The organism is Mesorhizobium sp. M0518 (assembly GCF_040321125.1).
Lineage (GTDB): Bacteria > Pseudomonadota > Alphaproteobacteria > Rhizobiales > Rhizobiaceae > Mesorhizobium.
In genome coordinates this window covers 233,462-247,482 of sequence record NZ_JAMYQY010000007.1, presented here as the reverse complement: position 1 = coordinate 247,482, position 14,021 = coordinate 233,462, and the positions used below count along the sequence as shown (strand labels likewise).

Annotated in this window: 11 protein-coding genes; 4 read left to right on the top strand and 7 right to left on the bottom strand. The window is 63.4% G+C overall.

All coding sequences use genetic code 11. From position 1 onward, the window contains the following. Positions 1 to 9: 9 nt before the first annotated feature. Positions 10 to 1,284 (top strand): cysteine desulfurase-like protein, encoded by a 1,275-nt coding sequence (locus tag NKI66_RS12940; protein ID WP_023811482.1) that lies wholly within the window; start codon positions 10 to 12, stop codon positions 1,282 to 1,284. A 33-nt stretch (positions 1,285 to 1,317) separates the two neighbouring features. On the opposite strand, the gene NKI66_RS12935 is transcribed toward NKI66_RS12940, so the two are convergent. The 5 genes from NKI66_RS12935 to NKI66_RS12915 form a co-directional block, all read right to left on the bottom strand. Further along, positions 1,318 to 2,148 (bottom strand): dipeptide ABC transporter ATP-binding protein, encoded by an 831-nt coding sequence (locus NKI66_RS12935; RefSeq protein WP_023811483.1) that lies wholly within the window; start codon positions 2,146 to 2,148, stop codon positions 1,318 to 1,320. Beyond that, a complete protein-coding gene (locus NKI66_RS12930) occupies positions 2,148 to 3,002 on the bottom strand; it encodes an ABC transporter ATP-binding protein (RefSeq protein WP_023811484.1) in 855 nt (284 codons plus the stop codon). The genes NKI66_RS12935 and NKI66_RS12930 overlap by 1 nt, the downstream gene beginning before the upstream one ends. Positions 3,003 to 3,004: 2 nt before the next feature. Next, complete coding sequence (locus NKI66_RS12925) at positions 3,005 to 3,859, bottom strand: ABC transporter permease subunit (protein WP_224618710.1); 855 nt, start codon at positions 3,857 to 3,859, stop codon at positions 3,005 to 3,007. A gap of 70 nt (positions 3,860 to 3,929) precedes the next feature. Beyond that, a complete protein-coding gene (locus NKI66_RS12920) occupies positions 3,930 to 4,937 on the bottom strand; it encodes an ABC transporter permease subunit (RefSeq protein ID WP_023811485.1) in 1,008 nt (335 codons plus the stop codon). A 50-nt stretch (positions 4,938 to 4,987) separates the two neighbouring features. Further along, a complete protein-coding gene (locus tag NKI66_RS12915; protein WP_023811486.1) occupies positions 4,988 to 6,580 on the bottom strand; it encodes an ABC transporter substrate-binding protein in 1,593 nt (530 codons plus the stop codon). 454 nt (positions 6,581 to 7,034) lie between these two features. Between NKI66_RS12915 and NKI66_RS12910 the strand changes: the two genes are divergently transcribed. Continuing rightward, positions 7,035 to 9,041: a long-chain fatty acid--CoA ligase gene (locus NKI66_RS12910; RefSeq protein ID WP_352719622.1), complete on the top strand. Its 2,007-nt coding sequence runs from the start codon at positions 7,035 to 7,037 to the stop codon at positions 9,039 to 9,041. Continuing rightward, on the top strand, positions 9,038 to 9,766 hold the full coding sequence (locus tag NKI66_RS12905; protein ID WP_352751794.1) for a class I SAM-dependent methyltransferase: 729 nt from the start codon (positions 9,038 to 9,040) through the stop codon (positions 9,764 to 9,766). The genes NKI66_RS12910 and NKI66_RS12905 overlap by 4 nt, the downstream gene beginning before the upstream one ends. Positions 9,767 to 9,792: 26 nt before the next feature. Here the strand turns inward: NKI66_RS12905 and NKI66_RS12900 are convergent, their stop codons facing one another. Together NKI66_RS12900 and pgi are read right to left on the bottom strand one after the other, a co-directional pair. After that, positions 9,793 to 10,515: an HAD family hydrolase gene (locus NKI66_RS12900; RefSeq protein WP_128304850.1), complete on the bottom strand. Its 723-nt coding sequence runs from the start codon at positions 10,513 to 10,515 to the stop codon at positions 9,793 to 9,795. A 5-nt stretch (positions 10,516 to 10,520) separates the two neighbouring features. Then, positions 10,521 to 12,170, bottom strand: a complete 1,650-nt coding sequence (gene pgi / locus NKI66_RS12895) for a glucose-6-phosphate isomerase (protein ID WP_502895826.1) — start codon at positions 12,168 to 12,170, stop codon at positions 10,521 to 10,523. 270 nt (positions 12,171 to 12,440) lie between these two features. Here pgi and pdxR point away from each other — a divergent pair, with 270 nt between their 5' ends. Continuing rightward, positions 12,441 to 13,934 carry a MocR-like pyridoxine biosynthesis transcription factor PdxR gene (gene pdxR, locus NKI66_RS12890; protein ID WP_023811490.1) on the top strand — a complete coding sequence of 498 codons (1,494 nt, stop codon included), beginning with the start codon at positions 12,441 to 12,443 and terminating at the stop codon, positions 13,932 to 13,934. The last annotated feature ends 87 nt before the right edge of the window (positions 13,935 to 14,021 follow it).

Genomic DNA, 14,021 nt, shown 5'->3' with positions numbered 1-14,021 from the left:
AGCCTACCCGTGAACAAGCATCAAACCGACAATGCAAACGCCACCGCGTTCCCCGTCGACGCCATCCGCGCCATGTTTCCAGCCTTGCAGCGGGCTGGCGACTTCATCTTTTTGGACAACGCCGCCGGCGCGCAGATCCCGCAAAGCGTGCTCGACGCGGTGACCAACCATCTGGTTTCGCACAATGTGCAGCGCGGCGGCCGCTATGGCCGCAGCGTCACCGTCGACCAGTCGGTCGCCGATGCTCGGACAAGCGTAGCGCTGCTCATCAACGCCTATAGCCCGGCGGAAATCTGCTTCGGCATGAACGCCACCTCGTTCATCCGCCTGGTCAGCCTCGGTATCGGTCAGATGCTTCAGGAGCGTGACGAGATCGTCATCACCGACATGGACCACGACGCCAACATCGCGACCTGGCTGGCGCTGGAATCCGCCGGTGCGAAATTCAAATGGTGGCGGATGCGCGAGGACGGTAATCTGCATGTCGACGATCTGCGCCCGCTGGTTTCCGACCGCACCCGTCTCGTCGCCTGCACGGTCACCGCGCACTCGATCGGCTCGATCGTCGATGTCGCCGCGGTGGCCAAGATCGCGCACGCGGCCGGCGCCGAAGTGTTCCTCGACTGCGTGCATTACGGACCGCACGGGCTGATCGACGTGCAGGCCTGGGACTGCGACTATCTCGTCTGCTCCGGCTACAAGAATTTCTCGCCGCATATGGGCTTCCTCTGGGGTCGTTTCGAAACGCTGAAACGGCTGCCGACCTTCCGCGAGGATTTCATCCCCAACGAGCCGCCCTACAAGGTCGAGGCAGGCACGTTCATCTACGAGAACGTCTCCGGCATGGATGCCGCCGTGCAGTACCTGGAACTGATCGGCCGCAATCTCGCACCCTCCAACAACCGCTCGCGGCGCGACAACATCGTTGCCGGCATGGGCGCCATCCGCGACTACGAATTGGTGCTGGCGCGCGAGATGCTTGCGGTGCTGAAAGGTTGCGGCGCGACCATCTATGGCGTCGCAGACGAGGCCCGCATCACCGAACGCGTGCCGACGTTCTGCTTCAACATCGGCACACTGTCGCCGCAGCGGATCGTCGAAGAGATGGCCGAGATGCAGATCGGCATCCGCGACGGCCACATGTATGCGCCGCGGCTGATGAAGCGCCTCAACCTATCGATGGACAGCGGCGCCATCCGCGCCTCACTGGTCCACTACAACACAGTCGAGGAAGTCCGGCGCTTCGGCGAAGCGCTACGCAGCATCATCGCCAAGCTGTCCTGAGCGAGCTGAATGCTACGGCCTGACGCCGCGGCGTCAGGCGGCTTTCTTCTTCGCTAGCCTCGCCTTGATCGAGGCGACGTCGGCGCGCGGGGTCGCCGCGAACAGCGTCCTGGTGTAGCTGTGCTTGGGGTCGGCGAAGACCTCGTCGCGCGAGCCGTATTCGACCGCTTCGCCGAAATACATCACCATCACATCGTCGGCGATGTAGCGCACCACGGACAGATCGTGGCTGATGAAGACATAGGTCAGCTGGAACTCGTCCTGCAGGTCGGCGAGCAGGTTGAGCACCTGTGCCTGCACGGAAAGATCGAGCGCCGAGACCGGCTCGTCCAGCACCAGCAGGCTTGGGTTGAGCATCAGCGCACGGGCAATGGCAATGCGCTGGCGCTGGCCGCCCGAGAACATGTGCGGGTAGCGGTTGTAGTGCTCGTGACCGAGGCCGACCTTCTTCAGCATCTTCATCGCCAGGTCGCGCCGCTCGGCCGCCGGCTTGTCGGTGTTGATCAGCAGGGGCTCGCCCAGCACGTCGCCGATCTTCTGGCGCGGATTGAGCGATCCATAGGGGTTCTGGAAGACGATCTGCACCTTGCGGCGCATCTCTTTGGTCAATCCGCCCTTGGCGATGTCGACCTTGTTGCCGTCGATGAACAGGTCGCCTGACGTCGCCGGATCGATCAGCGTGATGATGCGGGCGAGCGTGGACTTGCCGCAGCCGCTTTCGCCGACGATGGCCAGCGTCTTGCCCTTGTCGACCTTGAACGAGACGCCCTTGACCGCGTGCACTGTGCGCGGCCCGGTGAACAGGCCACCACCGATATGGTAGTCGCGGACGATGTTCTTGCCTTCGAGGACCGTGGTGCTCATCAGGCGGCTCCAACTGCCGAAGGCGCCGGCTCGAACATCATGTCGGAAACGGTAGGCAGCCGGTCGCCGACGGCGTTCTCCGGCAGCGCCGACAAAAGCGCCCGCGTGTAATTGCTCTTCGGCGATTCAAACAGCGACAGCACGTCGGCCTCTTCCATCTTGCGGCCCTTGTACTGGACGATGACACGGTCGGCGGTCTCGGCCACCACGCCCATATTGTGGGTGATCATGATCAGGCCCATACCGTATTTGGCCTGCAGCGAAACCAGCAGATCGAGGATCTGCTTCTGGATGGTGACGTCGAGCGCCGTCGTCGGCTCGTCGGCGATCAGCAGCTTCGGATTGCAGGCGATGGCGATGGCGATCATGACGCGCTGGCATTGGCCGCCCGACATCTGGTGCGGAAACGAGCTAAGCCGTTCTTCCGGATCGGCGATGCCGACCAGCTTCATCAACTCGATGGCCCGCGCGCGCCGCTGAGCGCGATCCATACCCATATGGAAGCGCAGCACCTCCTCGATCTGGAAGCCGACGGTGAAGCACGGATTGAGGCTGGCGATCGGCTCCTGGAAGATCATCGAGATGTCCTTGCCGACGATCTTGCGGCGTTCGGACGGGCTGAGCTTCAGGAGATCGACGCCGTCGAAGGCCATGCGGTCTGCCTTGACGGTTGCGGTGTTGGGCAACAGGCCCATTACCGCGAGCATCGCCACAGACTTGCCGGAACCGGACTCGCCGACGATCGCCAGCACTTCGCGCGGCTCGATCGAGAGGTCGATGCCTTGCACGGCCATGAACGGTCCGGCCGCGGTGTCGAAGGAAACGGTGAGGTTCTTGATCTCGAGCAGAGGCATGCTCACGACCTCTTCAGCTTGGGGTCGAGCGCGTCGCGCAGGCCGTCGCCGATCAGGTTGATGGCGAAGACGGTGATCAGGATGGCGAGACCCGGGAAAGTAACCACCCACCAGGCACGCAGGATGAACTCGCGCGCCTCGGCCAGCATGGTGCCCCACTCCGGCGTCGGCGGCTGCGCGCCCATGCCGAGGAAGCCAAGGGCCGCCGCCTCGAGAATGGCGTTGGAGAAGGACAGCGTCGCCTGCACGATCAATGGCGCGATGCAGTTGGGCAGGATGGTGACCAGCATCAGCCTGAGATGGCTGGCGCCGGCGACCTTGGCCGAGACGACATATTCGCGGGTCTTCTCGGCCATCACGGCGGCGCGGGTGAGCCGGGCGAAATGCGGCTGCAGCACGAAGGCGATGGCGATCATGGCGTTGACGAGGCCGGGGCCAAGCACCGCGACCAGCACCAGGGCCAATAGCAGCGACGGGAAGGCCAGGATGATGTCCATGATGCGCATGATCAGCGTGTCAACCCAGCCGCGGCAGTAGCCGGCGAGCAGGCCGAGAATGACGCCTGAGATCAGCGCTGACGTGACGACGACGAAGCCGATGGCGAGCGAGAAGCGCGAGCCGTAGATCAGCCGCGACAGCATATCGCGGCCGACAGCGTCGGTGCCGAGCAGGAACTGCGCGTTGCCGCCTTCCTGCCAGGCCGGCGGCGTCAGGAAGAAGTCGCGGAACTGATCGTCCGGCGAATGCGGCGCCAGCAGCGGCGCGAAGATGGCGATCAGGATCAGCAGCGCAAAGACGAAGAGCCCGATCACCGCGCCCTTGTTGACGGAGAAGTAGTGCCAGAACTCGCCGAACATCTGCAGCCTGGCATCCTGCGGCTTGACGACGGTCGCGGCTTCGATGGTGGCTGGGCCTTCATTGCTCATGTCAGTTGGCCCGGATGCGTGGGTTGATGACGGCGTAGAGCACGTCGACGATGAGGTTGACCGACATGACGATCAGCGCGATCAAAAGCAAGCCGCCCTGCACGGTGAAATAGTCGCGCTTGGAGATGGCGTCGATCATCCATTTGCCGATGCCGGGCCAGGAGAAGATGCTCTCGGTCAGGATGGCGCCGGTCAAAAGCGTGCCGACCTGCAGACCGATGGTGGTGACGACCGGGATCAGCGCGTTGCGGAAGGCATGCAGGCCGATGACGCGGCGCGGCGCCAGGCCCTTGGCGCGCGCGGTGCGGACATAGTCCTCACCCAGCACTTCGAGCATCGCCGAGCGCGTCTGCCTGGCGATGACTGCGAGCGGGATAGTGCCGAGCACGATGGTCGGCAAGATCAGGTGCGACAGCGCCGAGCGGAATGCGCCCTTCTGCCCCGAGATCAGCGAATCGATGGTCATGAAGCCGGTCACCGGCTTGAAGAAATAGAGAAGGTCGATGCGGCCGGAAACCGGCGTCCAGTGCAGCGTGCCGGAGAAGACGATGATCAGCAGCAGGCCCCACCAGAAGATCGGCATGGAATAGCCCGCCAGCGCCGTGCCCATCGTCAGCTGATCGAACCAGGAGCCGCGGCGGATGGCGGCGAAGATGCCGGCGGCGACACCCAGGACAACGGCAAAGATCATGGCGAAGATGGCGAGTTCGACCGTTGCCGGGAAGCGCACCAGGAAATCCTTGAGCACCGGCGTCTTGGTTGAAAACGAGGTGCCGAAATCGCCGCTCAGGACATTCGTCAGATAGGTCAGGTATTGTTGCCAAATCGGCAGATCGAAACCGAACTGGTGCATCAGCGCCGTGTGGCGTTCGGGCGACAGGCCGCGTTCGCCCGCAAGCACCAGCACCGGATCACCGGGCAGGATGCGCACGAAGCCAAAGGCGAGGATGGTTATCCCGATGAAGGTCGGGATGATGAGGGCGAGCTTGCCGAGGATATAACGCAGCATGGCGGGCGAGTGGGGGCGTCACCACATGGTGGCGCCCCCGTTTCGCAACCTTATTCGGCGATATCGACGCCGTCGAAGCGGTGGATACCGAGCGGATCCATCGCAAAGCCGGTGACGGTCTTCTGCATCGGCATGAACACCTTGGAGTGAGCGAGCGTCGCCCAGGGTGCCTGTTCCTTGAAGATGACCTGTGCCTGTTCATAGAGCTTGGTGCGCTCGGCCTGGTCCGAAACGGTCTTAGCCTTGTTGATGAGCGCATCGAAGTCCTTGTTGCACCATTCCGCGCGGTTGTTCGAACCGACGGAAGCGCAGCTCAGGAGCACGCCGAGGAAGTTGTCCGGATCGCCATTGTCGCCGGTCCAGCCGACGATGACGGCGCCGTCGTGATCGACCGCGGAAGCGCGCTTAAGGTATTCACCCCAATCGTAGCTGACGATCTCGACGGTGACGCCGACCTTGGCGAAGTCCGCCTGGATCAGCTCGGCGGTGCGACGCGCATTCGGCATGTAGGGGCGCGACACCGGCATGGCCCAGACGTTCATCTTGAGGTCCTTGACGCCGGCTTCTTCAAGCAGCTTCTTGGCTGCATCCGGATCGTAAGGATCGTCCTTCACTTCCTTGTTGTAGGACCACATGGTCGGCGGGATCGGATTGATCGCCACCTGGCCGGCGCCCTGGAAGACGGCATCGATGATGGCCTTCTTGTTGATGGCCATGTTGAGCGCCTTGCGAACGCGCACGTCGTCGAACGGCTTCTGCTGGGTGTTGTACATCAGCGCGCCGACATTGAGGCCTTCCTGCTCCTCGACCTTCAGGTTCGCATCGGCCTGCAGGCCGGCGATGTCGGCCGGTGCCGGGTACGACATGATGTTGCATTCGCCGGCCTTGAGCTTCTGCGCGCGCACCGCCGGATCGGTGGTGATGGCGAAGACCAGATCGTCGATCTTCTGCTTGCCGCCCCAATAGTCCGGGTTGGCCTTGTAGCGGATGGCGGCGTCGGTCTGGTAGTCGACGAAGATGAACGGGCCGGTGCCGATCGGCTTCTGGTTGAACAGCTCAGGCGTCTTGTCGGCCTGCAGCTTGTCGGCATATTCCTTGGAGACGACCGAGGCGAAATCCATGCCCAGCGTCGGAATGAAGGTGATCGCCGGCTCCTTGAGGGTGAACTTCACCGTCAGGTCATCGACCTTCTCGACCTTGGTAATGTTGTCGCCGAACTGGTCATTGTAATACTGGTAGGCAATGCCCGGAATGTACTGGAACCAGGGGCCGTTCTTGTCGACCTGGCGTTCGAACGAGAACACCACGTCGTCGGCGTTGAAGTCGCGCGTCGGGGTGAAATAGTCGGTTGCGGCGAACTTGACGCCCTTGCGCAGCTTGAAGACATATTCCTTGCCATCGTCGGAGATCGTCCAGCTCTCGGCCAGGCCCGGCGAGGTCGTCGTCTTGCCGTGATCGAATTCGACAAGGCGGTTGAAGACGGTGCGCGATGACGCGTCGAACGTCTGGCCTGCGGTATACGGCGCCGGATCGAAACCTTCCGGCGAAGCTTCCGCGCAGTAGACCAGAGTTTTCGCATTGGCCATGCCGCTCAGGACGCTTGCAGCCAGCAACGCGGCTGCAAAAGTCAGCTTCTTATTCATTGAGCACTCCCTGATGTTCTTCCAAGCCCCTCTATCAGGCTCGCGAAGCGCGCATATAAGCACCGTTTTTCCGGCTTTGGAACACCCCGTTTGCTTACCCCGCGGGAAGCAGGAAAAAAATCCGCTATTTTGCCAAATTGCAGAAAAAATTAGCAGTTTTTTCCATTCACGAGATTATTAACAACCGAATTTTTTTATTGATCGCCAAGCTGACGATATAAATGTTCCCGGCGCTTCCGAGCGGCCGAGGGATGCGCCAGGACACCGCCTGGGAGCGCTGGCGGCGGCAAAGACTTTCGACGGCAAATCTTTCGCCATGTTGCCGCAAGGGCAAGACTTGCACGGTCACCAACGGAGGCAATACATAGGGTGTAGCGGCCGCAGCGGAGGGCGTCCTTGTCAATTCAGGGGCGAGCGCGGCGCGGATGAACAAGACTTGTCCAGGGAGGAACGGTTGGCAAAAGCATCAAGGACGACGGCGCCGGTGAAACCGGGAGCCAAGGCGCCGTCGAAAGCAGCCGGTACTGCCAAGCCGAAAGCACCCGTTTCCAAAGCCGCCACGCCGAAGGCGGCCGCGGCGCCCGTAAGGGCAAGCACAAGGCCAGTGGTGAAAGCCCCGGCCAAGGCTGCGGCCGGAAAGACGGCGTCGGGAAATAAAGCGGGGGCGGCAAAGCCCGCTGCCAGGCCGGCATCGAAAGCCGCCGCGGCGATGAAGACCCCACCGGCGGCAAGGCCGGCCGACGCCACCGCCAACCGATTGCCGAAAACGCTGACGGCGCTGGCCGCCGGCTTGCCGGAAAAGCCGTGGCTCAAGAGCTATCCGAAAAACGTGCAGGCCGAGATCGGCGCCCTGCCCTACAGCTCGATCGGCGATTTCCTCGTCGCCGCCTGCAAGCAGTTTTCCGCGCAGCCGGCCTTCACCTGCATGGACAAGTCCATCAGCTACACCGATGTCGAGCGGCTGTCGGCGGCCTTCGGCGCCTACCTGCAATCGAAAGGCCTGCGGAAAGGCGCGCGCGTCGCGCTGATGATGCCGAACGTGCTGCAATATCCGGTGGCGATGATGGCGATCTTGCGAGCGGGTTATGTGGTGGTGAACATCAATCCGCTCTACACGCCGCGCGAGCTCGAACACCAGTTGAAGGATTCCGGTGCGCAAGCCATCGTCATCCTGGAGAACTTCGCCAACACCTTGCAGGCGGTGATCGCCAGGACCACGGTCAAGCATGTGGTGGTCGCCGCGATGGGCGACATGCTTGGCGGCCTGAAGGGCACGATCGTCAATTTCGTCGTGCGCCGCGTGAAGAAGATGGTGCCGGCATGGTCCTTGCCCGGCCATGTCAAGTTCAATGCCGCCATGAAGGCCGGCGCCGGCATGGGCTTCAAGCCGGCCAAGGTGGAAGCCGACGATGTCGCCTTCCTGCAATATACGGGCGGCACCACGGGCGTGTCGAAGGGCGCCACACTGCTGCACAGAAACGTGCTCGCCAACGTTGCGCAGAACGCGCAGTGGATGGAGGATGCCTACACGATCAAGCCGAAACCGGCGCACCCCAACTTCATCTGCGCGCTGCCGCTCTATCATATTTTCGCGCTGACCGTGAACGCGCTGATGGGCATGCAGCAAGGCGCCCGCAATGTGCTCATTCCCAACCCGCGCGACATTCCCGGCTTCGTCAAGGAATTGCAGAAATATCCGGTGCACATCTTTCCCGGCCTCAACACGCTTTTCAACGCGCTGCTCAACAATGAGGATTTCCGCAAGCTCGACTTCAAGCCGCTGGTGCTGACGCTGGGCGGCGGCATGGCGGTGCAGAAGGGCGTCGCCGAACGCTGGAAGACGCTGACCGGTTGTTCGGTCACCGAAGGCTACGGCCTCTCGGAAACCTCGCCGGTGGCCACCGCCAACAAGTTCACCGCCGGCGACTTCACCGGCACCATCGGCTTGCCGCTGCCCTCGACCGAGATCGCCATCCGCGACGACGACGGCAACAATTTGCCGCTCGGCGAGGTCGGCGAGGTCTGCATCCGAGGACCGCAAGTGATGGCGGGCTACTGGAACCGGCCCGATGAGACCGCCAAGGTGATGACCAAGGATGGCTACTTCAAATCCGGCGACATGGGCTTCATGGACGAGCGCGGCTACACCAAGATCGTCGACCGCAAGAAGGACATGATCCTGGTTTCGGGCTTCAATGTCTATCCGAACGAGCTCGAGGAAGTCGTGGCGATGCATCCGGGCGTGCTCGAAGTGGCGGCGGTCGGCGTGCCGGACGAGCATTCGGGCGAGGTGCCGAAACTGTTCGTGGTCAAGAAGGATCCGGCGCTGACCGCGGAGACGCTCACCGCCTTCTGCCGCGAGAACCTGACCGGCTACAAGCGGCCCAAATACATAGAATTCAGGACCGAGTTGCCGAAGACGCCGGTCGGCAAGATCCTGCGGCGAGCACTGCGCGAATGATTGCAGCCGGCGGCGCGGATGCCGTAAATGCACCTTGCCGTCCTGACCCGGCAGAATTCATCAGAACGAACATGCGCCTCGCCCCGGTGCCGTCGGTGCCTGAGATCCAGCTTTATACACCGCATCCGGCCAGTGGCCTGAGACGGCTCATAGATCCGCACCAAAGCGCTGGCGACGATGACGACACGATCGAGGCGGACAACGATGGACCCGAGCCGCAGCCGCCTTACTGGGCTTATGTGTGGGCCGGCGGCGCGGTGATTGCGCGCCACATACTGGATCATCCGCAAACGGTAGCCGGCCGCCGCGTGCTCGACCTCGGCGCCGGTTCGGGTCTTGTCGGCATTGCCGCCGCCAAGGCTGGGGCACGCGAAGTCATCGCCGCAGAGATCGACCGCAACGGCGTTGCCGCGCTCGCTCTAAACGCGGCGGCCAACGGTGTCGCCATCACCGTGATCGGAGACGACATCACCAGGGGTCCGCCGCCGGCCGTCGACCTCGTGCTTGCAGGCGATGTCTTCTACAGCCAAGGCGTCGCCGACCGCGTCATGCCTTTTTTCGAACGCTGCCTGAATGCCGGCATCGAGGTCCTGGTCGGCGATCCTAGCCGCGCCTATCTGCCACGATCACGGCTGCGCCTGCTCGCCGAACATAAGGTGCCGGATTTCGGCCAGGCGAAAGACAGCGCGCTGCAGCCAAGCGGCGTCTTTCGCTTCGAAGGCTGACGAGGCGGCCGCGTCTACCGACGGGATCAGATCGTCTCCTTGACCCGCGCCGAGAGAAAATCCGGCAGATCGGCAACGGAATCCAGGATGGCGTCGGCAATGCCGGCCAGCGATTCGCGGGTTCCGGTGCCGGAGAGCACGCCGACCGCCAGCCCGCAGCCGCCGGCACGCGCCATTTCGAGGTCGTGGCGATTGTCGCCGACCATGGCGATTTCCGCCGGCCTGAGGCCGGTGAGATCGCTGAAGGCCAGGATCGTGTCGGGCGCCGGCTTCGGATTGGCCACCGCGTCGTAGCCATAGGCCGCGTCGAACAATTGGGCGACGCCGAGCGTGACAAGCGTCTTTTCCGCGCCGCTGGTCGAATCGTTGGTGGCGACGCCAAGCCGGTAGGACTTCCTGTGCAGTGCCGTCAGCGTGTCGACGATGCCCGGCAGCGCCACGGCCATCGCCGAGCCTTGCACCGAGGTGATCTCGTTGAAGCGGGCGACCGCCAGCATCTGATCCTCGTTGGAGAGGCGCGGAAACCACAATTCGACGACGTCGAGATTGGTGCCGGAGGCAAATATCGAGTCAGGCTTAAAGCGCTTGTTGGCGAAATCGAAGCCGGCGGCGGCCAGCAGCCTGTCGGCTTTCCAGCGATCGCCTTCGGACGCATCCATGGCCATGAAGTCGGCAACGCCGAGCCAGGTGGCGTTGAAGTCGACAAGCGTGCCGTCCTTGTCGAACAATATTCCCTTGATGTCTGCCAAGCTTTTCACTCCGAGCCACGCAAATGGTGGATGAATCCCACAAGGCCTGCGGTCGATGCGTCCCGCTTGGCGGCACTTTCCTTGCCCTCTACGACAGGCAGAAGGCCGGTGGCCAGTTCCTTGCCGAGTTCGACGCCCCACTGGTCGAAGGAGTTGATGTTGAACAGCGTGCCCTCGACGAAGACGCGGTGCTCGTAGAGCGCGATCAGCCGGCCGAAGGTGCGCGGGTCGAGTTTGCGGTAAAGGATGGTCACCGAGGGGCGATTGCCGGAGAAGACGCGGTGCGGGGCTATCTTGTCGACCTCGGCCGGCTTCATGCCCTTGGCCAGCATCTGGGCGCGGGCTTCGTCCAGCGTGCGGCCCTTCATCAGCGCTTCCGACTGCGCCAGGCAGTTGGCGAGCAGCAGATCGTGCTGGTGCTTGAGATCGGGCTCGTGGCCGACGGCCGCGGCGAGGAACTCGACCGGGATGAAATCGGTGCCCTGGTGCAGCAGCTGGAAGAAGGCATGCTGGCCGTTGGTGCCGGGTTCGCCCCAGACAAGCGGTCCGGTCGGCGTCGTTGCCGCCGTGCCTTCGAGGGTGACGCTCTTGCCGTTCGATTCCATGTCGAGCTGCTGCAGATAGGCGGGCAATCTGGACAGGCGCTGGTCGTAAGGGATGACGGCGCGCGCCGGGTAACCGCAGATGACGCGATGCCACCAGCCGACCAGCCCCAGCAGCGCCGGCAGGTTCTCCTGCACCGGTGCGGTACGGAAATGCTCGTCCATCTCATGCGCGCCATCGAGGAAGGCGCGAAAATTCCGCGGGCCGACAGCGATCATCACCGGCAGGCCGATGGCGCCCCAGAGCGAATAGCGGCCGCCGACCCAATCCCAGAAGCCGAAGACGCGATCGGGCGCGATGCCGAACTTGGCGACCAGATCGAGCGCAGTGGACACGGCGGCGAAGTGCTTGCCGACCGCTTCCTTGCCGAGCGCCTTCTGCACCCAGTCGCGCGCCGTCTGCGCATTGGTCATCGTCTCGACGGTGGTGAAGGTCTTGGAAGCGATGATGAAAAGCGTGGTCTCGGCGGACAGCCCCTTCAGCGTGTCGTGGATATGGGCGCCGTCGATGTTGGAAACGTAATGCGCGCGCGGCCCGTCATGATAGGGCGCCAGCGCCAGCGTCGCCATGGCCGGGCCGAGATCGGAACCGCCGATGCCTATGTTGACGATGTCGGTGATCTTCTTGCCGGTGGCGCCGGCCGCCTTGCCGGAGCGCACGGCATCGGCAAAGGCGCCCATGGCGTCGAGCACGGCGATGACGTCAGCCTTGACATCCTGGCCATCGACGGTGACGCCCTTGCCGGTCAGGTTGCGCAGCGCCGTGTGCAGCACGGCACGGTCCTCGGTGACGTTGATCTTCTTGCCGGCGAACATGGCGGCGCGACGAGCTTCGAGATCGGCGGCCAGGGCGAGCTTTTCCAGCAGTTCCATGGCGGTCGCATCGACCGCGCATTTCGACCAGTCGAGCAGCAGATCGCCATCGGTGGCGGAGAATTCCACGAACCGCTTGGGATCGGCGGCGAAGGCCTGGCGCATGCTGGCGGGCGCTGCAGCGCGGTGATCGCGCAAGGCGGCGAGCTGTTTTTGAAAGGACGATTGATCCACTGCCAAACTCCGAGACCTCGAGCCATCATTACGGACCGGATGTTTCCGGCGCGTGTCGTCGCGACAATCTATCGGGCCGAACTCCACCCGTTTCAATGCGCAGCGATGACACACAGAGTCACGCAACTATGCCGCGGCGCAGCATCAAAATGGCGTGAAGGATCACTGGCATAAATCCCAACGATCAGAAAAATTGATTGGCGCAACCCCTTGTGCCACGGTTACGTTCGGCTGGTCCAGCCAAGCGAAAAAGGCTGGCCATCGAGGAAATCTCCCATGCCACAGCGAAACGACACGGCGATATGGTCCGGCCTGTTCCGGATTTCGGCTGAATCCGGCCAAACCCTGCAAGCGCAGATCCGCCAAGCCATCGTGGCCGCCATTCTGGACCGCCAGATCGCCGCTTCGATGCCGCTTCCTTCCTGCCGGATCCTGGCCGAAAAACTTGGCGTGGCGCGCGGAACCGTGGTGCTGGCGTTCCAGCAGCTGGTCGACCAGGGTTTCCTGGTGGCGCGCGAGCGGCGTGGACATTTCGTCAATCCCGATGTGCTGGCGACACCGGCCAAGCCGCACCAGAAGGCGCCCGACCAGGCCAACGAGATCGACTGGAAGGCACGCCGCAAGATCTTCGCCAGCGACATGCCGCCGCCGGCCAAGCACGAGAACTGGATCAAGTCGTCCTACCCCTTCGTCTACGGCCAGTTCGATCCGGCGCTGTTCCCTACCGCCGAATGGCGCGAGTGCAACCGCATGGCGCTGGCGGTGTTGGAAATCCGCAACTGGGCGTCCGACATGGTCGACCGTGACGATCCGCTGCTGATCGAGCAGATCCAGGCGCGGCTCCTGCCCCGGCGCGGCATCTTCGCCAATCCCGACGAGATCATCGTCACGTTGGGCGCCCAGAACGCGCTCTACATGCTGGCGACGCTGCTGATGTCCAAAGGCTCCAAGGTGGCGATGGAGGACCCCGGCTACCCCGACGCCCGCTCGATCTTCCGCCTTGCGGGCGCGGAGATACAGCCGGTGCCGGTCGACCAGTCCGGCATCGTAACCGCTTCTATTCCCAATGATTCCGGCTTCGTCTTCGTCACGCCCAGCCATCATTGCCCGACCATGGTGCCGTTGTCGGCTGAGCGGCGGCAGGATCTTCTGGCGCGAGCCAACCGCTACAACCAGATCATCATCGAGGATGGCTATGACAGCCAGCTTCTCGACGAGGCACCGCAGCAAGCGCTGAAGAGCCTCGATCGCTCCGGCCGCGTGGTCTATGTCGGCTCGATGTCCAAGACGCTGGCTCCCGGCCTGCGGCTCGGCTACATCGTGGCGTCCGCGGGACTGATCGCGGAACTCAGGGCGCTGCGCCGCTTCATGCTGCGTCATCCGCCGGCGAACAACCAGCGCGCCGTCGCGCTGTTCCTGTCGCTCGGCCACCACGAGGCGCTGGTGCGGCGGCTGTCGTCGGCCTTCGACGAACGGCGCAAGCGGCTGGTCCATGCGATTTCCGCCTTCCTGCCGGAATGGCGCTCGACCGATTCGGCCGGCGGCACGTCGCTGTGGCTCGAAGGGCCGCGCGGCACCGATTCGCGCGGGCTGGCCGAGGCAGCGGCCTCGCGCAGCGTCATCATCGAGCCAGGCGACCGTTTCTTCGATCGCACTGAAAAGCCTTCGCGTTTCATGCGGCTGGGCATCTCGTCGATCGCACTGCAGCACATCGAGCCAGGCATCCGCGAACTGGCCACGGCCGCCGGACGCAGACCCGCGGCCGCCTGATCCATCGTCGATCTCTCGTAACCGGAGCCGCTCGCAGCGGCTCCGGTATTTTAGTTCTGGCACATGGAACTGGGCCAGCTGGCTCAT